This window comes from Vibrio sp. Y29_XK_CS5, assembly GCF_024181835.1.
In the GTDB taxonomy this organism is placed as follows: Bacteria; Pseudomonadota; Gammaproteobacteria; order Enterobacterales; family Vibrionaceae; genus Vibrio; species Vibrio harveyi.
The window spans coordinates 612,615-635,491 of sequence record NZ_JAMZAM010000001.1; the positions used below are offsets into that span (position 1 = coordinate 612,615).

Annotated in this window: 24 protein-coding genes; 20 read left to right on the forward strand and 4 right to left on the reverse strand. The window is 46.1% G+C overall.

Annotation, left to right across the window (positions count from 1 at the left end; genetic code table 11):
- The first annotated feature begins 74 nt into the window (after positions 1-74).
- From NL647_RS02810 to yegS, 20 genes are all read left to right on the forward strand, one after another.
- Positions 75-1,592 carry an arylsulfatase gene (locus NL647_RS02810; protein ID WP_049537074.1) on the forward strand — a complete coding sequence of 506 codons (1,518 nt, stop codon included), beginning with the start codon at positions 75-77 and terminating at the stop codon, positions 1,590-1,592.
- Between the two features lie 95 nt (positions 1,593-1,687).
- Positions 1,688-3,004, forward strand: a complete 1,317-nt coding sequence (locus tag NL647_RS02815; protein WP_253649589.1) for an anaerobic sulfatase maturase — start codon at positions 1,688-1,690, stop codon at positions 3,002-3,004.
- Positions 3,005-3,069: 65 nt separating this feature from the next.
- Positions 3,070-4,053: a MoxR family ATPase gene (locus tag NL647_RS02820; RefSeq protein ID WP_009697249.1), complete on the forward strand. Its 984-nt coding sequence runs from the start codon at positions 3,070-3,072 to the stop codon at positions 4,051-4,053.
- 12 nt (positions 4,054-4,065) lie between these two features.
- The gene (locus tag NL647_RS02825; protein WP_253649590.1) at positions 4,066-5,028 is read left to right on the forward strand and encodes a DUF58 domain-containing protein; all 963 of its coding nucleotides are present in this window, start codon (positions 4,066-4,068) and stop codon (positions 5,026-5,028) included.
- Positions 5,029-5,580, forward strand: coding sequence for a DUF4381 domain-containing protein (locus NL647_RS02830; protein WP_053049375.1), 552 nt, complete (start codon positions 5,029-5,031; stop codon positions 5,578-5,580).
- On the forward strand, positions 5,573-6,664 hold the full coding sequence (locus tag NL647_RS02835) for a VWA domain-containing protein (RefSeq protein ID WP_253649591.1): 1,092 nt from the start codon (positions 5,573-5,575) through the stop codon (positions 6,662-6,664). The genes NL647_RS02830 and NL647_RS02835 overlap by 8 nt, the downstream gene beginning before the upstream one ends.
- Complete coding sequence (locus tag NL647_RS02840) at positions 6,657-8,405, forward strand: VWA domain-containing protein (RefSeq protein ID WP_253649592.1); 1,749 nt, start codon at positions 6,657-6,659, stop codon at positions 8,403-8,405. Before NL647_RS02835 ends, NL647_RS02840 begins: the two co-directional genes overlap by 8 nt.
- On the forward strand, positions 8,402-9,709 hold the full coding sequence (locus NL647_RS02845; RefSeq protein ID WP_253649593.1) for a BatD family protein: 1,308 nt from the start codon (positions 8,402-8,404) through the stop codon (positions 9,707-9,709). Before NL647_RS02840 ends, NL647_RS02845 begins: the two co-directional genes overlap by 4 nt.
- Before the next feature lie 599 nt (positions 9,710-10,308).
- Entirely contained in the window at positions 10,309-10,707 is a 399-nt protein-coding gene (locus NL647_RS02850) for an ATP synthase subunit I (protein ID WP_005447171.1), read from the forward strand.
- Positions 10,708-11,475 (forward strand): F0F1 ATP synthase subunit A, encoded by a 768-nt coding sequence (gene atpB / locus NL647_RS02855; RefSeq protein WP_005533315.1) that lies wholly within the window; start codon positions 10,708-10,710, stop codon positions 11,473-11,475.
- Positions 11,476-11,524: 49 nt separating this feature from the next.
- Positions 11,525-11,761: a F0F1 ATP synthase subunit C gene (atpE, locus tag NL647_RS02860; protein ID WP_004727739.1), complete on the forward strand. Its 237-nt coding sequence runs from the start codon at positions 11,525-11,527 to the stop codon at positions 11,759-11,761.
- Between the two features lie 43 nt (positions 11,762-11,804).
- On the forward strand, positions 11,805-12,275 hold the full coding sequence (locus tag NL647_RS02865; protein ID WP_005431830.1) for a F0F1 ATP synthase subunit B: 471 nt from the start codon (positions 11,805-11,807) through the stop codon (positions 12,273-12,275).
- Positions 12,276-12,283: 8 nt separating this feature from the next.
- Positions 12,284-12,826, forward strand: coding sequence for a F0F1 ATP synthase subunit delta (locus tag NL647_RS02870; RefSeq protein WP_017188898.1), 543 nt, complete (start codon positions 12,284-12,286; stop codon positions 12,824-12,826).
- Between the two features lie 12 nt (positions 12,827-12,838).
- Positions 12,839-14,377, forward strand: coding sequence for a F0F1 ATP synthase subunit alpha (gene atpA / locus NL647_RS02875; RefSeq protein ID WP_009699258.1), 1,539 nt, complete (start codon positions 12,839-12,841; stop codon positions 14,375-14,377).
- A gap of 21 nt (positions 14,378-14,398) precedes the next feature.
- Positions 14,399-15,259, forward strand: coding sequence for a F0F1 ATP synthase subunit gamma (atpG, locus tag NL647_RS02880; protein ID WP_253649594.1), 861 nt, complete (start codon positions 14,399-14,401; stop codon positions 15,257-15,259).
- A 23-nt stretch (positions 15,260-15,282) separates the two neighbouring features.
- The gene (atpD, locus tag NL647_RS02885; RefSeq protein ID WP_017188899.1) at positions 15,283-16,668 is read left to right on the forward strand and encodes a F0F1 ATP synthase subunit beta; all 1,386 of its coding nucleotides are present in this window, start codon (positions 15,283-15,285) and stop codon (positions 16,666-16,668) included.
- 15 nt (positions 16,669-16,683) lie between these two features.
- Positions 16,684-17,121, forward strand: coding sequence for a F0F1 ATP synthase subunit epsilon (locus NL647_RS02890; protein WP_005431788.1), 438 nt, complete (start codon positions 16,684-16,686; stop codon positions 17,119-17,121).
- Between the two features lie 210 nt (positions 17,122-17,331).
- On the forward strand, positions 17,332-17,757 hold the full coding sequence (locus NL647_RS02895) for a bifunctional diaminohydroxyphosphoribosylaminopyrimidine deaminase/5-amino-6-(5-phosphoribosylamino)uracil reductase RibD (RefSeq protein ID WP_009697242.1): 426 nt from the start codon (positions 17,332-17,334) through the stop codon (positions 17,755-17,757).
- 139 nt (positions 17,758-17,896) lie between these two features.
- Positions 17,897-18,802 carry a LysR family transcriptional regulator gene (locus tag NL647_RS02900; RefSeq protein WP_009697241.1) on the forward strand — a complete coding sequence of 302 codons (906 nt, stop codon included), beginning with the start codon at positions 17,897-17,899 and terminating at the stop codon, positions 18,800-18,802.
- A gap of 9 nt (positions 18,803-18,811) precedes the next feature.
- Complete coding sequence (gene yegS, locus NL647_RS02905) at positions 18,812-19,714, forward strand: lipid kinase YegS (RefSeq protein ID WP_253649595.1); 903 nt, start codon at positions 18,812-18,814, stop codon at positions 19,712-19,714.
- Between the two features lie 73 nt (positions 19,715-19,787).
- On the opposite strand, the gene NL647_RS02910 is transcribed toward yegS, so the two are convergent.
- The 4 genes from NL647_RS02910 to NL647_RS02925 all read right to left on the reverse strand — a co-directional run bounded on the left by NL647_RS02910 (position 19,788) and on the right by NL647_RS02925 (position 22,863).
- On the reverse strand, positions 19,788-20,123 hold the full coding sequence (locus tag NL647_RS02910; protein WP_005447161.1) for a YgiW/YdeI family stress tolerance OB fold protein: 336 nt from the start codon (positions 20,121-20,123) through the stop codon (positions 19,788-19,790).
- A gap of 17 nt (positions 20,124-20,140) precedes the next feature.
- Positions 20,141-20,788: an AcfA family outer membrane beta-barrel protein gene (locus NL647_RS02915; RefSeq protein ID WP_009697239.1), complete on the reverse strand. Its 648-nt coding sequence runs from the start codon at positions 20,786-20,788 to the stop codon at positions 20,141-20,143.
- Positions 20,789-20,926: 138 nt separating this feature from the next.
- The gene (locus NL647_RS02920; RefSeq protein WP_005447159.1) at positions 20,927-21,907 is read right to left on the reverse strand and encodes an HAD family phosphatase; all 981 of its coding nucleotides are present in this window, start codon (positions 21,905-21,907) and stop codon (positions 20,927-20,929) included.
- Positions 21,908-22,074: 167 nt separating this feature from the next.
- Positions 22,075-22,863, reverse strand: a complete 789-nt coding sequence (locus NL647_RS02925; protein ID WP_017819196.1) for an SUMF1/EgtB/PvdO family nonheme iron enzyme — start codon at positions 22,861-22,863, stop codon at positions 22,075-22,077.
- Positions 22,864-22,877 lie beyond the last annotated feature (14 nt).

A 22,877-nucleotide genomic window follows, 5' to 3' on the forward strand; every position in this document is an offset into this window, starting at 1 on the left:
AGTTTTATCTTAATCAAATCTTGGCATCTGATTTCTCCCCAAGATTAGCAGCAACGGATTTATGGAGCTCTTTTATGGCAAACCACGATAAAAAACGCGGCAAGAAGTTGGTATTAAACGCTTGCACTCTTGCGATTGGAGCGGCATCTGCGACCGCTTATTCAGCAGAACAACCCAACATTCTCGTTATCTTTGGTGATGACGTCGGTTACTGGAACTTAAGTGCTTACAACGGCGGTATGCTGGCTTACAGCACTCCAAACATTGATAGTATTGCTAGAGATGGCGCTAAGTTTACGAACTTCTACGCTCAGCAAAGCTCAACCGCAGGTCGTTCGGCGTTCATTACGGGACAAATGCCAAAGCGTACTGGCTTGTCTAAAGTTGGTTTGCCGGGAGCGAAAGAGGGGATTTCTGAGAAAGATCCAACTATAGCGACATTGTTACGTGACCTTGGTTACGCAACGGGTCAATTTGGTAAGAACCATCTAGGTGACCGTGACGAACACTTGCCAACCAACCACGGTTTTGACGAGTTCTTTGGTAACCTTTACCACTTAAATGCAGAAGAAGAGCCGGAGAACGTAGACTACCCACAAGATCCTGAATTTAAGAAGAAGTTCGGTCCTCGTGGAGTGATCCATTCTTATGCGGATGGCAAGATTGAAGATACAGGTCCATTGACCCGCAAACGTATGGAAACAGTCGATGATGAGTTCTTAGATGAAGCAGAGAAGTTTATCGAGAAACAAGTCAAAGCTGACAAACCATTCTTTACGTGGTTTAACACCACGCGCATGCACAACTTCACGCACGTTCCTGATGAATACAAAGGCAAAACTGGCGCTGGCTTCTACGCCGATGGTGTGAAGCAACATGACGATCAGATTGGTCACTTGCTCAATAAGGTTAAAGAGCTTGGTGTCGACGACAACACCATCATTGTTTACACCACAGATAATGGTCCAATGATCAACTTATGGCCGGACGCAGGTATGACGCCATTCCGCAGCGAGAAAAACACGGGCTGGGAAGGCGGTTTCCGCGTTCCTGCATTGATCAAATGGCCAGGTCATATCCAAGCTGGCACAACGCTTAATGGCATTGTGTCTCTGGAAGATTTCCTACCAACCTTAGTAGCTGCGGCGGGCAATAGTAACGTCAAAGAGGAGCTACTCAAGGGTAAGAAAGTGGGCGATATGAATTACAACGTCCACTTAGATGGCTACAATCAGCTGCCATATCTAACGGGGAAAACGGACAAGTCTGCTCGTAACGAGTTTGTCTACTGGAGCGACGACGGAGATTTGTTGGCTCTGCGCTATGGTAAGTACAAATATCACTTCATGATCCAAGAAAATGAAACGGGCTTGGATATCTGGAAGAAACCATTCACCAAACTCCGCGTACCACAAATTTATGATTTGAGTATCGACCCATTTGAGCGTGGCGATACTGGTATGGGTTACGACCGTTGGATGTACGAACGTTCGTTTTTGATGATGCCTGCCATCGAGAAAGTAAAAGAGGTCATGGAAACCTTCAAAGAGTACCCGCCGCGTATGGCTCCGGGCTCGTTTGTTCCGAAATAACGTTTTGTCCACAGGTCGATAGACCCTAGTTATTGTCCTTAAATACAGCGCCCAACTTGGGCGCTGACTTTCTTCTGCTTTCGAGATCGTTCTTTATGAAAAAACAAACTCACATTCATACCACTCAAATGGCATTAACTCCTCTCAAAACGGCATTTGCATCTAATAGTGATAAAGTCGAACGACGTTTTCACGTGATGGCGAAACCGGGCGGAGCAAAATGCAACATCGATTGTCAGTACTGTTTTTATCTGCACAAAGATGAATTACTCAATCAAGGCACTCAACCAAAAATGGATGATGCAACACTTGAGGCATTCATAAAGAGCTATATCGAAAGCCAAGACGGTGACGAGATTGTGTTTTCTTGGCAGGGTGGTGAGCCAACATTATTAGGTTTGGATTACTTTAAGAAGATTGTCGAACTGCAGAACAAATACGCTAAACACGGCGTTCGTATCGAAAACGACCTTCAAACCAATGGTCTTTTATTGAACGAGGCTTGGTGTCAGTTTCTGCATGACCATGGGTTTCTGGTTGGTCTATCGATAGATGGTCCTGAGTTTATCCACGATAAATACCGTAAAACCCGAAGTGGAAAGCCGGCCTTTCAACGCGTCATGCAAGCCGTTGATTTGATGAAGCGTCATAATGTGTCATTCAACGCTTTGGTGACAGTAAACCGCTTTAACGCCAAATATCCGCTCGAAGTGTATCGCTTTCTTACTCAAGAACTCCGTGTCACTTATATCCAATTCACACCTTGTGTTGAACCTCGATCTTTCACTCAAACCGCTCCCAATTTCTGGAAAGAAAACATGTCTCCAAAACTTGGCAGCGAATTAGCAAAGCCGGGGCATTTGATGTCGGTCGTTACGGATTGGTCGGTCGATGCAGAAGAGTGGGGCGAGTTTCTGATTGCTGTATTTGAAGAATGGGCGAACAACGATCTTGGCAGAGTCTTGGTCAACCTTTTCGAAACCGCCGTCGCGCAAGTGATGGGGATGCCTTCGCAGTTATGTGTTAGCGCAGAGTTCTGCGGTAAAGGTCTAGCAATTGAACACAATGGAGATGTGTTTAGCTGTGATCACTACGTTTATCCGGAATACCAACTGGCTAACATTCATGACCGATCTCTGAATGAAATTGCTATCTCAACTCGTCAATACAGCTTTGGCATGGCGAAAAAGTCTTCTTTGCCGCAATACTGCCTCGATTGCCCGTATTTGAAATATTGCTGGGGAGAATGCCCAAAAAATCGGCTACTTACCGCGCCGAATGGTGAGGCTGGTCTAAACTACTTGTGTCCAGGAATAAAAATGTTCTTTGACCATTCGCTGCCAATTTTGGTTGGTATATCTACGTTAATAAAGTCTTACAACTCAAGTGAATATAGCGAATATAACCTTTAGTTATTACTTTCAGTCTTATACTCAACTTTTAACGCTCAGGCTCCCGTAAACTCAATAGGTAGACTATGAACCACGCACAACAAGCCATTAATGAATTAATCGAACAAACTGAAAAAAGTGTCATTGGACAAAGCCATGTGGTTCAGGCTTTGGTGATAGGGTTACTGACCAATGGTCACGTACTTCTAGAGGGTTTACCGGGGACGGCAAAAACGCGCTCGGTGAAATCGCTTGCCAATCTACTTAATACCAGCTTTGGTCGTATTCAGTTTACCCCCGACTTGTTACCTTCAGACGTTACAGGTACCGAAGTGTACCAAGAACTAGATGGCAAGCCTCAACTTCACTTCCAACCAGGTCCAATCTTTAACAGCATCGTATTGGCGGACGAGGTAAACCGTGCGCCAGCAAAAGTACAAGCTGCACTGCTAGAAGCGATGGCAGAAGGTACGATTACAGTGGGTGATAAGACGCACGTCTTGCCAGAGTTGTTCATGGTGCTTGCTACGCAAAACCCAGTTGAACAAGAGGGCACTTACCCATTGCCAGAAGCGCAGATGGACCGCTTTATCATGAAAGTGACCGTGGACTATCCAGAAGATGAAGCTGAGCGTGACATTATTCGTTTAGTGCGCAGTGAAGAGCTGGGTTCAGAAACCAGTAGTGAATTAGTGACGCCAAAACACATTGAGCCAGAGCTTGTGATTGAAGCGCGACGTCAACTGCCAAACGTTGCGGTTTCCGATTTGGTTGAGAACTACATTGTGGCGCTTGTGATGGCGACACGTAAACCAGAGCGTTACGCCGATTCCCAGCTACAAAAATGGATCGAAATCGGCTCAAGCCCTCGCGCATCAATTTCGTTGGACAAATGTGCTCGTGCTTACGCGTGGCTACAAGGGCGTGACTATGTAACGCCTGATGACGTACGTGCGATGGTGCCATCGGTACTTGGACACCGATTCTCACTTTCTTACGATGCACTTGCCGATGGTGTTGATCACCAGCGAGTGGTGCAAGAGCTGCTTGATTGTGTAGAAATCGGATAAGCAGGAGGGACTATGGCAAAGCCAACGCTTGCTCCTCAATCCCAAGGGCTCGATCCTCGCTTGTATTGTGATTACGCTCGCTTAGTGCGTTTACAAGCACAAGCCGAATCCTTCAGCCTGCTGCCTCACTTAAAAGCGGGCAGTGTGCTTTCTGGGCGGCACAACTCATTATTCCGTGGGCGTGGTCTGAACTTCGAAGAGCTGCGTCACTATCAGCTAGGGGACGACATCCGAAACCTAGATTGGAAAGTCACCATGCGCACAGGCAAGCCCCATGTGCGCAGTTACACCGAAGAAAAAGACCGCAATGTGATTGTTTGCGTTGATCAGCGCAGTGCGATGTTTTTCGCCTCTACCGAGGTCATGAAATCCGTGGTCGCTGCTGAAGTCGCGGCTATGTGTGGTTGGCGAGTATTGAAAGACGGTGATCGAGTGGGATTTGTTATCGCTTCTGACTCCGCTCTATATCACAGCAAAGCCCAGCGTTCACAAAACGATCTGCTTGCACAACTGAAACGACTCTCTCAAGTTAACCAGCGCTTAAATGTGGACTCGATTGATGCAGATAACGTGACGTTCAGTAAATGGATAGAGCTCATCAAACGCATGAAACTAAAACAATCCACATTGATTCTTATTAGTGATTGGCGTGATTGCGAAGAGCACCACCTAGATCACCTTAAGCAGCTTCAACAGCACAACGATGTTCTCGCGGTGATGGTGAGCGACCCTTTAGAGCAGTCGCTTCCTCAAGATTTGGCAAAAGTGAAATGGGTGATTGGTGACGGTCGTTACCAGCTCAACTTAGACAGCAAAGCCAAAGTCGACGCCGCCAGTGCCAGTTTGGTTGAGAAAGCGCAGTTAAAACGTCAATCACTGGCGCAACTAATGGCGATGAAAAAGCTGCCTCATATCGAAATCGATACATCAGGTGACCACATTACTCAATTCCAAAAACTCGTTGGAGGTCGATAAATGACAGACTTACACACGCCTCCAAGCACGTATATTCTGCGTGAGCTGCATGACGTTGCGGTGCCAGAAAGCGTAAGCTGGGTACCACAAACCATTGGTTGGAAGATCCTTGCCGTCATTGGTGCGATTGTACTTATGTATCTGGGTTACCGATTGCTGCACCATTGGTGGGATAACCGCTACCGTAAAGAAGCTATTGAAGCCATTTCTCGTTTGAATCCAGATGACGCGAGTATGCCCAAAGCCCTGTTCTCGATTTTGAAAATTGTATTGATTCATCTTGATAGCTCTCATGCTCGCTTGTTTGATACGGCGTTCCTGCGCAAGTTAGATGAGCTTAACCCTAAGCATAAAATGTTTGATGACGAAGTCTCGAAGCGATGGCTGCAAAGTATCGTTGACCCAAGTGTTGAACTGGAAAAAACAGAGTGTTTACAACTTCTTGAACGCGCCACTAAGTGGGTGAAAGAGCATGATGAGAACGCTCAAAATATTGAAAAGCGCACGCTTGCCTACAAAGCGCGTGTATTAAAAGGAGGTCGCCATGGGTGATCTTCTTGCTTCATGGCTGGGCATGAGCAGTTTTGAGTTTGAGCATCCGCTTTGTTTCATCATCTTGCCACTGCCTTTGGTGGTGTATTTCCTCGTTCCAGCTTACCGCACCAAACAAATGGCCATCAAAGTGCCGTTTTTTAGTCAGCTTGTGGACGCCATTGGCGAAACGCCATCAGAAGGCGCAAGCCAACTGACTCCAAGCTGGTGGCAGCGTGCGACGCTGATTATTTCTTGGCTTTTAGTCGTGACCGCAATGGCAAAACCGACAGTACTTGGCGAGCCACAGGTGCGTGAAAGCTTAGGGCGTGATGTCATGGTTGTGGTCGATTTGTCTGGCTCAATGGCAGAGCAAGACTTTACATCCCAAACCGGAGAAAAGATCACTCGCCTTGATGCCGCTAAAGAAGTGTTGAGCGATTTTGCTAAAACGCGCAAAGGCGACCGTTTAGGTCTGATCTTGTTTGGCGACGCAGCATTTGTCCAAACTCCGTTCACGCCTGATCAAAAAGTATGGTTAGAGCTGCTTGACCAAACGGATGTGGCGATGGCTGGGCAGAGTACCCACTTAGGTGATGCAATTGGTTTGGCGATTAAGGTGTTTGAGCAAAGCGAACAGTCACGCACCGACGTAGAAGAGAGCAAAGAGAAAGTCGCCATTGTTCTGACAGATGGTAATGATACCGGAAGCTTCGTTGAACCGATTGATGCGGCGAAAGTCGCGAAAGCGAAAGATGTACGTATCCACGTGATTGCCATGGGTGATCCACAAACCGTGGGTGAAACTGCGCTAGATATGAATACGATCAAACGTATTGCGAAGGAGTCCGGTGGTGAGGCGTTTGAAGCGCTCAACCGTGACGAACTTGCTAAAGCCTATGATGAGATTGGTAAGTTAGAGCCCCAGCTTTATGAAAGTACCACGTATCGCCCCAAGCAAAGCTTGCATCATTATTTAATGGCTTTGGTCGTTGTGATGTACTTGACCGCGTTCACGTTAGCGACATTTAAGCGTCGTCGACTATCAGTGACCAGTGGAGCTTCCACGCAAGCAGAAAACGGAAAAGGAGATCGCCATGTTTGATTCTCCTTTCTCTAGCATGGGACTAGAACAGTTCTTCACACAGTTCCATTTCATTCGTCCAATGTGGCTATTGGCGTTCATCCCAATGTTTCTTTTGCTTTGGTTGAGGTGGCGAGAAGAAGCCAAACCTAGCTGGAAAGACATTCTTCCAGAACACTTACGTAAAGCCTTAACGATTGGTGACTATGGTTGGCGAAAGCAACTGCCGCTCAAGCTACTTATGGTGATAGTGGCGATTGCCATCGTCATCTGTGCCGGCCCTTCGTGGGAGCGCCAAGCTTCTCCATTTGGCGAGGATAAAGCCTCCATGTTGGTGGTGTTGGATAACAACGATTCGATGTTGCAAAAAGACCTTCCGCCAAGCCGTTTGGAGCGCTCTAAGCAAAAGATCCGCGACCTATTGGCAGCAAGAAAAGGAGGCAGTACTGGGCTAGTTGTGTATGCGGGGTCTGCTCATGTTGCGATGCCTGTGACGCAGGACAGTAAAGTATTCGAACCGTTTCTTGCTGCGATAACACCAGAAATCATGCCGGTTGAAGGTAAACTTGCTGAAACGGCGCTGCCTTTGATTGACCGACAATTACAAGACCAACCGGGTTCGACGGTTCTGTTGGTCACGGATGGGGTTAATCCTGCAACTATTACCGCTTACAAAAACTACTTCGCTGACAAGCCTTATCAATTGCTTATCTTGGCTGCGGGTAACTCAGACATTGTTTCTAACAACCCGGTCGATTTGGACTCGTTAAATAATCTTGCCAGCGCGACGGGTGGACGCCTTGTGGAAGTGACGGTAGACAATAGTGACATAGAGAAGCTGAATCGTTTTGTTGAGCGAAACATGCAACTCAATGGTGAATCCTCAATGCCTTGGAAAGACATGGGTTATCAACTGTTGTTCCCAATTGCGCTCATCATGATGCTTTGGTTCCGCAAAGGGTGGTTAGTGCAATGGTGTGTTGTCGCGATGGTGTCAACGTCTTTGTTTATGACGCCAAAAGTCATGGCGGAAACCGTCTCGCTCAAAGCGAATAAGCCCGAAGTGGTGCAAGAGGTTACGGTCTGGGATAAAGCGTCTCAATGGTGGTGGGATTTATGGCTCACGCCAAACCAACAAGGGCAGCGCCTGTTCAACAACAACGAATACCTTGAGGCAGCAAAGCACTTTACGGATCCGTTGCGAAAAGGGACGGCTTATTACTACGCAGGCGAATACAAACTGGCTCATACGGCTTTCTTGGAGATGCAAAACAATCCATCAGATGCGGTAAAGGACTATGGCTTGTACAACGCTGCGAGTGCGTTGGCGCGTCAACGTGAGTATTTGGCCGCGCGTAATTTATTGCAAACACTGGCAGACAAAGACACCTTGAGCGATCAATTGCGACCAGACGTTGAACATAACCTAAAAGTCATCGGCGGCATTGTTGAAGAGATTAACCGCACCAGTGAAAGTCAAGCAGGGACAACGGATGGACCCGAAGAGTCATTTGAACTGGGTGACAACCCGCAAACGGCAGATGGGGCAGACGAAAAAACCGCTGCTGAATTAATGCTGAAAGAGAAACTCAATGCGAACGAAATCCTTGGCAGCCAAGAACTGGCGGATAAGTGGTTAAAACGCGTAGAGGCCGACCCTAAGTACTTCTTGCGCGCTAAATTCCAAATTCAACTGCGTGAACCCGTGAAAACGGGGCCGAAGCCACAACCGCAACAACAAGAAGAGGAGCAAGCACAATGATGAATGTATTCAAACTTGGCGCTGATTCTATTGTTGCGCGTCTAAGCACTATCTTGATGGTGTTTACTTTGTTTTTTACTGGTTTGGCGAACGCACAAGACATTCAAGACTTGCAGCGCAGCGATAATGTTGAATTGTTAGCATGGGTCGGTAAACAGGGAGCAGGGGCAGATACGAAAGAAGCGCCTAAGTTCAGTGTGAATGAGCAGGTGATCTTGTACATCGAAGTCGCAACGCCTCGTTGGTTCACCGGTGGTACACGCATTGGCAGCGTAGAAATCCCTAACGTGATTGCAAAGCAGCGTAACCAATTAGCAACCAACTATACCGAGCGTAAAGGGGGGAAAACATGGTCTCGTCAGCGTTGGGAAATAACCCTGTATCCGCAAGTCTCGGGACAATTTGTAATTCCACCGGTCGCCGTTGGTGTGCAAGTCTCTGCGCCTGATGGTTCGAAGGTCGCTGGCACGCTTTATACGCAGCCAATTAAGTTTGAAGCGTCTATGCCTTCTGGATTGCTCAGTGATGAGTCTGAATGGTTTACTGCGACTAAGGTGAGTGTGGATCAGAAATGGACAACGTCTAACGATGAGCTGAAAGTCGGTGATGCAATCACTCGCACCATAACGATCAATGCACAAGACAGTTTGTCAGTGTTGCTTCCAGACTTGTTATCCAATGATTCTACTGCCGGTTATCAAGCCTACCCTCAACCAAACCGCTTAGATGATAAGCAAACGCGTGGCGATTACCAATCGAGTCGCATCGAAGAAAGTGTGTATGTGATCCAACAGGGTGGTGAGTTCACCTTACCTGAGCACACTTTCCAATGGTGGAATAACCAGAGTAAACAGCTGGAAACGGTGGTTATTGAGGGTAAGACCTTCAAAGCCAAGCATACATTCAAATCCTTTGTTCGAGCTTATTCTGGCTGGTTGATTGGCTGTGCAGTGACGCTATTTGTTCTCGTTATCGCCGTCTTGAGCATTCACCGTTATTATCGTTCTCGTCCTGCGCCGCCATGGTTGGTGTTCAGACGAATGGTGAAAGCAAACCGATGGGGTGATGTTCGAGCAAGCTTGTATAAGCAGTTGAGAAGCAACACTGGTGGTCTTGAAATGAGTAAAGCCAGTGACTCTGACGTTTGGCAGAAGCGTTCACAGCGCCTACAAGAGGGGCAGGAGGACGCAAGCTTGATGAATGCTCTTTGGAAAGGGATACAAGCGTTGAAGCCAAAACGCTTCAAGTGGGTGATACCTAAAGCCTTGCAACAACTCGATAAGCAGGCAAGCAATAAGAAATAAAAACGAAAAGGACGCTAGTAAAGCGTCCTTTTTTATATCCTTTAATAAACGTCGTGTTGTTATTTTTGCGTGCTACAATGGGCGTAACTAAATAATATATTCTACATATATTTAATTCTTGTCACTTCGACGTTCTGCTTTTGATCTATTTTATCTTTATATTAAACAGGTTTATTAATCAGCTATATATTGAAAATAGTATATTTAAGATTATATAACCAATAAATCACTTTAATTCCTTTCGTGATGGAGTGTCACTTCCATGTGACAAGCTTTTCGTCTTAACCCTGATAAAGACGGCTTATTCAATGTATATTTCATTTTTGATTTGTTCAAATAAAATAACACTTCAAAAATGGAATGATAATTTGCAAGTTTTTCGATTTAGATTATTAAAATTATCGGTGTATATTTCTGGGGAAACGGAAATACGGAGTGATTCCGTTTTGATTTTTAAATATGTGAATAATAATTATCAGATTAAATTTAATTCTGTGTATTAAATTTATCTTAATATAATTCGTCGTCACTAGGCAGCTTTATTTTGTGAAGTTTAATTATCAGAAGTTTTAATTCGATATTATTTTAAAGGGTGATTTATGGAAGCTAATATTCACGACGACCCAATATTGGTGGCAGGCAAGAGGATTCTGATTGCTCAAGCAGCTTTGGGTCTGGTATTCATCGCGTATGAGTACATGCGAAGCGGGACTCTAAGCGCTGAATCAGCAATCACTGGGGTACTGATTGCGATTCTTCCATCTCTGTTTGGCATGGTATTCGCGTCCATTAAATCTAGGGTGAAACCAGAAGAGAGTTTGCGTGACCTCATGCATCTGAGTCGAAATATCAAAGTCATTTACACCATAGTGATGTTTGTTTTGACGTTTCGATTTATGGCTCTTCGCAACATCGTGGTCCTGATAGGCTTTTGTGTGACGATGTTTGGTCACTTCTTAACGCCGCTGTTCAGAGACCGCTTCGAAAGGAAGGCATAAATGGAGACTGTCCAGTCCGCTCATGAATATATTGAGCACCACTTGACCTTTCTCACCGCCGGCGACGGTTGGTTTGGAATTAACCTTGATTCCATGATCATGGTCTGGTTGACGGGGCTCGTTTTCATCCTTTCATTCCGTTATGCGGTGACGAAAGGAACGAAAGGAGTACCAGGACGATTCCAGTGTTTGATCGAGATAATATTTGAGTTCGTCGATGACATCGTAAAAGAAATATTTCAAGCGAAGGACAAATTAATTGGTCCTTTGGCACTGACAATATTTGTTTGGGTGTTATTAATGAATGCCGTGGATTTGTTACCGATTGATTTAATTCCTGCACTTACTCGTGCTGTAGGGGTTGAACACTTCCGTGACTTACCATCCGCTGACGTCAATATTACGATGTCGATGGCATTAGGCGTATTTATTTTGGTGTTAGGTTATACGTTTAAAAACAAAGGCGTGAAAGGTTTTATTAAAGAGTTAACTACTCAACCATTTTCACATCCGTTGTTATATCCAGTGAACTTAGTTCTTGAATTGGTGACGTTAATTTCTAAACCAATATCTTTAGGTCTTCGATTATTTGGCAATATGTATGCAGGTGAAATGATCTTCATTCTAATTGCATTAATGCCGTGGTGGATGCAATGGGCACTAAGTGTTCCTTGGGCACTGTTCCACATTCTTATTGTTGTTCTTCAAGCATTTATTTTTATGGTACTGACCGTGGTTTATCTCGGCATGGCTGTTGAAGAGCATTAATTTCAAAAATCTTGTTTATTAATTAAAAAATCCAATTCTAGGAGTTGTTATGGATATCGTTAGCGCAGTTCTTTACGTGGCGGGTGCACTACTGATCGGTCTTGGTGCAGCGGGTGCCGCAGCAGGTATCGGTAACCTTGCAGGTAAATACCTTGAAGGTGTGGCTCGTCAACCTGATTTGACCCCAATGCTTCGTACTCAATTCTTCATCATGATGGGTCTTGTGGACGCGGTGCCAATGATCGGTGTTGGTATCGGCTTGTACATCATCTTCGCTGTAGCGTAATTCGAATTAATAATTTTCATAACGTTATAGAAGAGAGGGTGCTATGAACTTAAATGCCTCAATGTTTGGTCAGGCGATCTCCTTCGTGATTTTCGTTTGGCTGTGCATGAAATATGTCTGGCCACCACTTGTAAAACTGCTTGATGAGCGTCGTGCTGAAATTGCCCAAGGTCTTGAGCAAACAGAAAAAGCAGCACAAGAGTTAGAACTGGCAAAAGCGAACGGTGAAGCGCTGCTGACAGAAGCTCGCTCAAAAGCTCAAGCTATCATCAACCAAGGTAAGCAACGTCAAGAACAGATGGTTGCGGAAGCGGTTGATCTGGCAAATCAAGAGAAAGCGCGCATTGTCGCAGAAGGCAAAGCAGAAGTGGAAAGCGAACGCAGCAAAGTTCGCCAAGAGCTGAAAGATGAAATGGCGGATCTGGTGATTGAAAGTGCCAGCAAGCTGATTAATCGCAATCTGGATAGCTCGGCTAACCGCGACTTGGTGAACCGCTTCATCAACGAAATGTAGGAGGGCACATGTCCGAATTGACAGTGGTAGCTCAACCCTACGCAAAAGCGGCGTTTGATTACGCACGCGATGCAGAATGCTTGGACGATTGGCAACAAATGTTTGCGATTACCCAAGTGGTCTTGGAACAACCTAACACGCTTCTGGTCTTGAATGACCTTGATGAAGACGGTTCTGAACAACCATTGTTGGATCTGATTCTTCATGCTGGTGGTGAATGGTTGAATCAAAACTTCGAGAATTTTCTTCGCATTATGGAAGAGAACAAGCGCCTAAAAGCGCTCAGTGAAGTAAACGTTCAGTTCCAAGAGATGAAAGCGGATTACGAACGAACCATGACAGTAACAGTACGTGTTTCAGAACCTCTGGATGAGGAACAGATGGCAAGGCTTAAACAAGCGTTAACCGAAAAGTACGGTAAAGCCATCACACTAGAAACACAACTGGATCCATCCCTTGTAGGTGGTGTGGTGATCAACGCAGGGCAGACCGTGTATGACGGCAGTGTCCTCACCAACCTAAGCCGATTGGCGACCAACCTACATGTGTAACGGGGTATAGAAATGCAATTAAATTCAAATGAAATCAGTGAATTAATCAGAGAGCGAATTGTTAACTTCAACCTCGAAAGTGAAGCGAGAAATGAAGGTACTATCGTCTCCGTTAGTGACGGCATCATCACAATTCACGGTCTTGCAGACGTTATGCAAGGCGAGATGCTAGAACTGCCAGATAACCGCTTTGCGTTGGCTCTGAACTTAGAGCGTCATTCAGTTGGTGCTGTTGTGATGGGCCCATATGCGGACTTGTCAGAAGGGATGAAAGTAAAAGGCACCGGTCGTATTCTCGAAGTGCCAGTTGGTAACGGTCTGCTAGGTCGTGTCGTGAACACGCTAGGTCAACCAATCGATGGTAAAGGCGCAGTGTCATTCGATCGTATGGACCCTGTAGAGGTCATTGCCCCTGGTGTTATCGACCGTAAATCTGTCGACCAACCAATCCAAACCGGTTACAAAGCGGTAGATTCCATGGTGCCAATTGGTCGTGGTCAACGTGAGTTGATCATCGGTGACCGTCAGACAGGTAAAACCGCGATGGCGATTGATGCCATCATCAACCAAAAAGAACTGGGCGTTAAATGTATTTACGTCGCAATTGGTCAAAAAGCATCGACGATTGCTAACGTGGTTCGCAAGCTAGAAGAACACGGCGCACTAGAAAACACCATTGTGGTGGTTGCGTCAGCATCAGAAGCGGCAGCACTGCAATACCTAGCGCCATACGCAGGTTGTACCATGGGCGAATACTTCCGTGACCGTGGTGAAGATGCGTTGATCGTATACGATGATCTATCAAAACAAGCGGTGGCTTACCGTCAAATCTCACTACTTCTAAAACGTCCACCAGGTCGTGAAGCCTTCCCGGGTGATGTTTTCTACCTCCACTCACGCCTACTAGAACGTGCAGCACGTGTTAACGAAGAATACGTTGAGCGATTCACTAACGGTGAAGTGAAAGGCAAAACCGGTTCTCTAACCGCACTGCCAATCATCGAAACCCAAGCGGGTGACGTATCGGCGTTCGTACCAACCAACGTTATCTCGATTACCGATGGTCAAATCTTCCTACAGACTCAGCTATTCAACTCAGGCTTACGTCCAGCAGTTGACCCAGGTATTTCGGTATCTCGTGTAGGTGGTGCAGCACAAACCAAAGTGATCAAGAAGCTGTCGGGGGGTATTCGTACCGCGTTGGCGCAATACCGTGAATTGGCAGCATTTGCTCAGTTCTCTTCTGACCTAGATGAAGCGACACGTCGTCAGCTTGACCACGGTGAGAAAGTAACGGAACTCATGAAGCAGAAACAGTACGCACCAATGACCGTTGCTGAGCAAGCACTGGCGATCTTTGCAGCAGAGAAGGGTTACCTCACCGATGTGGCGTTAAACCAAATATCTCGCTTTGAAGATGAGTTGATGGCATTTGGTCGTACAAACGCGCAGCCGCTATTGGACAAGATCAACCAATCCGGTGATTACAACGACGAGATCGAGAGTGAGCTACACAGCTTGCTGAAAGAGTTCACTGCGCTGCAATCGTAGGACCACTAACAGGAGTCCGTTATGGCAAATACCAAAGAGATTCGCACCAAAATTGCTAGCGTGAGTAGCACGCAAAAGATTACGAGTGCGATGCAAATGGTCGCCGCCAGCAAGATGCGCAAAGTGCAGGAGAACATGCAGGCGTCCCGTCCTTACGCGGAGAACATGCGTAAGGTTATCGGTCACGTCTCGTCCGGTACGCTGGAGTACAGCCATCCTTTCCTTCAAGAACGCGAAGTGAAGCGAGTGGCTTACATCATCATCTCATCCGATCGAGGTTTGTGTGGTGGCCTGAACAGTAATTTGTTCAAAAAAGTATTGGCAGAAATGCAGGACTGGCAAGAGAAGGGCGTTGAAGTAGATACGACGCTCATTGGTTCGAAAGCAATCAGCTTTTTCCAGTCCCTCGGGAAAGTAATGGCACAGACTTCTGGGCTTGGTGATGCACCAAAACTGGAAGATATGTTGGGTGCGGTTAACGCCATGATGGAGCACTACTCCGAAGGCAAAATCGACCGCTTGTTCCTCGTTTACAACCAGTTTGTAAACACCATGGTGCAAAAACCAACGGTATTGCAAATGTTGCCGTTCCCTAAAGAAGACATTTCACGTGATAAAGAGGCTCGTTGGGATTACCTCTACGAGCAGTCTCCTCAAGACATTCTCAACCACCTGATTCAACGCTATGTGGAATCACTGGTTTATCAGGGTGTGGTTGAGAGTATCGCTTGTGAACAAGCCGCGCGGATGATGGCAATGTCTGCCGCGACGGATAACGCAGCGCAACTGATTGAAAACCTACAACTGGTTTACAACAAAGCGCGTCAAGCGGCGATTACTCAAGAGTTGAGTGAAATTGTATCCGGCGCACAAGCGGTTTAGAGAGAGAATTTGAGGTTTAAATTATGAGTATTGGCAAAATCGTCAAAGTCATCGGTGCGGTGGTCGACGTCGAGTTCGAACAAGGCAAAGGTCCGAAAGTTTACGACGCACTGAAAATCAACGATGGTAGCAACGGCTCACTGATGTTGGAAGTTCAGCAGCAGTTGGGTGGCGGTGTGGTTCGCTGTATCGCAATGGGTTCTTCGGATGGTCTTAAACGTGGCCTAGAAGTGGAATCTACGGGCAACCCAATCACGGTACCAGTGGGTGAAGAAACCCTAGGTCGTATCATGAACGTGTTGGGTCATCCTATCGATGAATGTGGTCCAATCGGTGAGCAAGTGTCTTACGAGATCCACCGTGATGCCCCAAGCTACGAAGAGCAATCTAACAGCACTGCGCTACTAGAAACCGGCGTTAAAGTTATCGACTTGATTTGTCCGTTCGCGAAGGGCGGTAAGATCGGCCTGTTCGGTGGTGCGGGTGTAGGTAAGACGGTAAACATGATGGAGCTTATCAATAACATTGCTAAAGCTCACTCAGGTTTGTCGGTATTTACCGGTGTAGGTGAACGTACTCGTGAGGGTAACGATTTCTACTACGAAATGAAGGAAGCGGGCGTTCTCGACAAAGTAGCCATGGTTTACGGTCAGATGAACGAGCCACCGGGTAACCGTCTACGTGTTGCGCTAACAGGCTTGACCATCGCAGAACGTTTCCGTGATGAGGGTCGTGACGTACTGTTGTTCGTGGATAACATTTACCGTTACACATTGGCAGGTACTGAGGTATCGGCATTGCTTGGTCGTATGCCATCTGCGGTAGGTTACCAACCAACACTGGCAGAAGAGATGGGTGTGCTTCAAGAGCGTATCACGTCGACTAAAAATGGTTCTATCACGTCTATCCAAGCGGTTTACGTACCAGCGGATGACTTGACTGACCCATCGCCAGCAACCACGTTTGCGCACTTGGATGCGACCGTTGTTCTATCTCGTAACATCGCTGCTTTGGGTCTGTACCCAGCGATTGACCCATTGGATTCGACATCACGTCAGCTTGACCCTCAAGTGGTTGGTCAAGAGCACTACGATGTGGCGCGTAAAGTTCAGCAAACGCTGCAACGTTATAAAGAGCTAAAAGACATCATCGCTATCCTGGGTATGGATGAGTTGTCTGAAGAAGATAAGCGCTTGGTATCTCGTGCTCGTAAAGTTGAACGTTTCCTAACTCAGCCTTACCACGTAGCAGAAGTGTTTACGGGTCAACCGGGTGTATTCGTTCCACTAAAAGACACCATTGCAGGCTTTAAAGCGCTGCTTGATGGTCAGTACGATGACATCCCAGAGCAGGCATTTATGTACTGCGGCAACATCGACGAAGTGCTTGAAAAAGCGAAAAAACTGTAAAGCGCGGGAGGCAATATGGCCATAGCGGTTTCACAAAATACGTTTCAACTGAATGTGGTAAGTGCGGAGGGCACTCTTTACTCAGGTCCGGCACATGCTATCGCGGTAGCGGGTGCGGATGGTGAGTTAGGTATTCGTCCGGGTCACTCACCGCTTATCAGTAAAATCAAGCCGGGCGTTGCTCGTATTACTGGTGACTTGTCCAAGCCTGAGGAGATCCTGTATGTCTCTGGTGGTTTGGTCGAAGTCCAACCTGATGTGGTTACTGTATTAGCGGATACTGCGCTTCACGGTAAAGACATCGACAAAGCAAGGGCTGAAGAAGCTCGTAGAGCAGCGGAAGAAAACATTCGTGCTCATGTAGACGATATCAGCTTTGCACAGGCACACATGGAGTTGAACAAAGCATTGGCTCAGCTTCGTGCAGTTGAACTAACGATGAGAATTCGTTAGTCAACACTTCGGAATGCGGTCTGAAGGGTAACCAAACGGGGCAACTACGGTTTGCCCCGTTTTTTTTATTTTTTATGGGGATTAGGTTTAGCAATGAGTCGTTTGTTGAGATAAGACGTACCAGTATTGCAAACACTTTTATATAGCGAGGAAAGCATGCTGGCGTTAGAATCCATCACCCAAATTCTGAATAACGAGTATCAAATTCAAATGAACCAACAATTTATGCTTCGTGCGTTGGAAGTATCACGCAACGCGCTGCCTGCCTGTCAGCCAAACCCGCCTGTCGGATGTGTGCTGGTCAAAAACGGTGAAATCGTATCAGAAGGGCACACACAAGCGATTGGTGGTAATCATGCAGAAGTGGAAGCCCTAAACGCATACAACGGAGACCTAAGTGACGTCACCGCGTACGTAACACTAGAGCCATGTTCATTTGTGGGTCGCACGCCAGCTTGCGCTAAAACCTTAGTGACTTGTGGTATCAGAAAAGTAGTGGTTGCTATGCTTGATCCTGATCCCCGTAATGCTGGTCGCGGTATCGAAATCCTAAAAGAAGGTGGCGTTGAAGTAGAAGTTGGCTTATGCGGTGAAGAGGCGAGTGCATTCTTGACCCCTTACCTAGGAAAATCCTGAGTGATTTTCAGAATATTCTTCGTCAATGCGAGGTTAAAACTCACGAAAACATGCATAGACGCTCAAATCTAGAGTTCTGAGTCGTTAACTATCATACTGTTAGCTAAAATAAGGTCATGTCCTGTTTTATGTTTGCAAAATGAAGAGCACCGACTTAAACCTTATCCCCATTTTTGTGGCGATTTATGAAGAGCAGAACCTGTCTAAGGCCGCTGCTCGTCTTGATATCAGCCAACCTGCGGTGAGCAAAGCACTCGCTCGTTTGCGTGACATTTATGATGAGCCACTGTTCCACCGCAGCACATCGGGTGTCGAGCCGACCAGTTTTGCTATGGATATTTATCCTGCGATGGTCGCTGCGCTGAAAAACTTTACTTCTACCTTATCCGCCTCGAGCAGTTTTGATCCTAAAGTATCCAATCGTATTTTTTCCATCGCCTGCGTCTCAGTTGCCAGTTATGAGTTAATGCCGCAGCTCCTGCGCCAAATCCGTAAAAACGCGCCGAGTGTCGGTTTGGAAGTGCATCCTTTGTTCACGGAAGATTACGAAAGCGATCTGCGTTTACAACGATATGATTTGATTATCGATATGCCACCGCGTGGTCGTACTGTCCTCAAAGTAGAGCCTGTGTTTTCCGAGCGTTTGATGGTGGTGTGCAGTGCCGAGCATCCACGAATTCATGATGCTTGTTCTGTAGAACAATTTTTGGCGGAAGAACACGTCGTGGTTTCGCGTTGGCATGCGCGTAAAAGTTTGATGAATGAGGAAGATATTGCAGACCTAGCGCAAAGGAATATCGTGTATCGCGCATCTGGTGCAATGGAAATGCTGCCAGTCATTAATGGTAGTGAATACATCGGTATGCTGCCGTTGTCGACCATTCAACACTTTTCAAAAACGTATAATATTAAAGCTGTCCCGCTTCCTTTTAGTGACAAAATTCATGACCTTTGTGCAATCTGGCATTCTAGTCGTCACAATGAAAGTGCGCATCAATGGTTGAGAGCTCAACTCAAGCAAGCAGGGAAAGCAATCGAAGAGTAAAGGACCAGTATGAAGACAATACGAGCCATTCTAAACGGTAAGAAAGCCGGAACGCCTGAGCTTCGCAGTGAGATCATGCGAATGCGAGAACAAGGTGTGGATCTGCAAGTTCGGGTCACTTGGGAATCACAAGACATGACTCGTTTAGTGAGTGAAGCGGTCAATCAAGGAATGAAACGTATTGTTGTTGCTGGTGGCGATGGCACCGTTAACGAAGCGGTAACAGCTTTGAATCAGATTGAGGCGAACGTTCGTCCAGAATTGGCCATTATCCCCATGGGTACGGCGAATGACTTCGCGACAGCTACGAGAGTCCCAACCATGATTCGAGAAGCCATCGAACTTGCCGTCAATGGTGACGCTGTTGCGGTAGACTGCGTTCAAGCTAATGATCGCTATTTTATGAACATTGCTGCAGCTGGCTTTGGTGCAGAAATTACCGCTGAAACACCAGTTGAACTGAAAAACTTTCTGGGTGGTGGTGCCTACACATTAACCGGTCTAGTGAAGGCGCTTGGCTTTAAACCTTATGATGGCTCCCTCACAATTGAGCAGGGCAGTTATCAAGGGGAGATCTTGGTTGGGGCGTTTTGTAATAGTCGCCTTGCGGGAGGAGGTCAAGAGCTTGCGCCAAATGCATTGATAGATGATGGCTTAATGGACATTACTTTGGTGCATCCATTCTTGCCCCATGACCTACCTCAGGTCATTGATGAAATTCAAAATCCAACTGAGACTGGGCAGTTTGTTAAGCATACTCAGGCGAGTTGGTTGGAGATCGATTTCCCTAAAGCACTGCCTTTAAATCTTGATGGTGAGCCTTATCGTTCCCGTAAAATTCGATTTGATGTTAGATCTAAAAGTATTCGCTTGGTCCTACCGCCTAATTGCCCATGCTTGAGCGTTTGTTAAGAGATGCACAAAAGCCACCCAATGCGGTGGCTTTGTACTTAACAAGAGTAAGGATCTCGTTTGAACGTGTGGCTTATAGCTTTTGAATCGTATCGACGTCGATTTGAGTCTTTGTCCATTCAGAGTCTACTTCACCACGAATGGCAACGCGATCTTGCGGTGATACGTCTTGACCCATCCAGTCTTCGTTATCGATCTCGACTTGAATCTCACCTGTGTTGTCTTTGAATAGGTAAGTCTCATTACCAAGTGCTTGAACGATGTTACCTGTCAACAGTACATAGCTATCATCAGATGCATTTTGCGCCGCTTTTACAGTGCTGATTGCTGCGGTTTCAGGACCGTTGAAGGCAGCCAATGCAGAGCCAGAAATTAGGGCTAATGTTGTCGTAATAATCAGTTTTTTCATGCTAATGGCTTCCTAAGTTAGAAGTAGTAAGTAGAGCCTACGTTGATTGATGCTGTGTTTGCGTAGCTATCAAGCTGGTATTTTGCGTTCGCGCCGATGGTCAATTGAGGGAAGATTTTGTATTCCGCACCGATAGATAGCATTGCACCGAGCTCATTATTTTTTTCAGAACGGTGGAACAAGGTGTTGTTCATTTCGACGTCGTCATTCATAACAAGCTCATGTTCTTCTGATTTGCTTGCTTTGGATTCGTACTGAGTGTAAGTCAAACCTGCTTTAACTTTTGTTGTCCACTTTTCGTTTAACGCATAGCTAAACACAGGCGCTAACGTAATTTGTTTGGCTTTGATTGAAGCGTCCCAATCCATTTCATGATGGTATTTTTGACCCTTGATATCGACAATTCCAAGATTTTTGGAACGACCATCATCAAGATCAAATTGGTTATAACCCAGTTCTACAGCCCAAGAATCATTGATAGAGTAGCCAATGAAGCCACCAAAAATACCGTCTTCCAATTCAGGATTCAGATTCACACCGTCAGCTTGAAAAGATGGTTCAAAATCGTGATCTGTGGTGCCGAATCCGTATTCCAAACCCACGTAAGGTGCTGCTGCAACCGAAAATGAGCTTGCTGCGAGAATCGTCAGGACTGTTTTTTTCATTATATATTTACCTCTTCGTTTCGATGGGAGGCATTTTGTGTGAAGAGTCGTGAAGTGTTCGTGAAGAAAAGACTAACGTTTGAAAATTAATAAAAAAACTCCTCACTAAGGAGGAGTTTGTCAGTTGCAAAGGTATAGTTAATACACCGTGCACCACTCATTTTTCATGTCAATGAGGTGCCAGTTATCACGCTGATTGGCTTCATCCATTGCTTTATCTAAATGACCCACACTGGACTTGCGGTCGTATTTCCACTCACGCTCTTCGTCGGTATGGTGAACGATCATCGCCATAGAGTTTGGTTGACTGGTTGCCCATTGCATCATCGCGTGGTCACCGTCTGAGTTACCAATCGCGAGAACGGGTTTCTTACCGATGATGTGCTGAATGTTCTCAACTTTACCGGCTTTGTCATCAATCGTGAGGATTTCACCTAACTTGGTCACGGTTGGCTTACCGTCGTTGTAGTCGTACTTGTATTTTAGCGCGCTGCCAATGATTTGCTCTTCGGGAATACCGTACACCTCTGGTGCCCAAACGCGCATAAAGTCCACACCGCCACCTGATACGATGTAAGTCTTAAAACCATGCTCTTGCAGGTAGGTGACCATTTCGCGCATTGGTTTGTATGTAAGTTCGGTATAAGCTTTGCCAAAGCGTGGATCTTTCGCGACTTTCAGCCAATCGGCGACTTTTTGCTGATATTCCTCTACCGTCATACCACTATGAGTGACCTTGACGATCTCAAGTAGTGCTTTTTCACCGCCTTTGAAGACGCCTTCAATATCGTCATTCAGTACAGATTTAAATGGTTCTTGCGTCTTCCATTCTGGATGGTCTTTTGCCATCAGTTTCACTTCGTCTAGCGCATATGCCAGTTGGAAGTAAAACGGTTTTTCTGACCATAACGTACCGTCATTGTCGAACACCGCGATGCGGTCTTGTTCCGCAATGAAGGTTTTTTTCGAAGCATCAGTAGATTGATCAACATAGTTAACAATTGCGGATTTACTCGCGCCATCTTTCCAAGAAGGTAGTAAGTTTGGATCGCAATCTAAAGCCATCGCTGAGAATGATAAACCAGATAAGACTGCAAGGGCACAGATGTGTTTCTTCATATTATTATTTACCTAAGTTTGAATGTATTGTTTGTATACATTTGAGGTTAAATGAGAACAACGTAGATTTAGCCTCTTTCCCCTAACCATTTCCCTAACCAAGAGACGTCTTAATTGGTAAGAATGCGCAAAGGGGCAGTCACGTCGTTTCTCATGCGTAATCGTGCTTAATCAGCATCTTTCGCAAGGCGAAGTCCCATGTCCGACATAATTATAGACTGGCTGGCGAAGTCTCGGCGGAAATTCTCTGATTCATCAGAATCATAGGCAAAACTGCCGCCTCGTACGGATTTGTGTGCTAAGCCTGCTTTTTCGTCTTTAGCGTTGTTTGGATTTTCGGTTGGACCAAAGCGGTAGAAGGTGTCGTCATAAGCATCAATAACAAATTCACCAACGTTGCCTGTCATGTCATAAAGACCGAGTTCATTGGGTTGCTTTTGACCAACGGGGTGAGCTTGGTTTTTAGAGTTGTCGGCATACCACGCCACATCAGCAATGTTGTTCGAGCCTGCGTAAGTGAAACCTTGGCTCTTGTTACCGCCTTTCGCGGCAAACTCCCATTCCGCTTCTGTCGGTAAGCGGTAGTTTTCACCTGTGAGTTCGTTCAACTTCTCGATGAAGTAATTTGCCTGCTGCCAACTCAAGTTATTAACCGGAATGTTTGCGCCTTGGAAGTAACTCATTGAAGAACCCATGACAGATTCAAACAATTCTTGAGTGACCTCGAATTTGGAAATGTAGAAGCCGTCTACCTTTACTTCGCGTGCTGGGGTTTCTGCCTTCTTGGCGGAGTCGCTGTCCGATCCCATGACAAATGAACCGCCTTCCACCAACACCATGTCTTGATCAATGTTGAGCGCGATAGGGTGCGGTGATTGAGTTGCACAACCACTCATTAATACGCTGAATGATAGAATGGAAAGTGCGGTTAACGATTTGCTTTTAAATGATTTCATCAATAGTTTCTCGC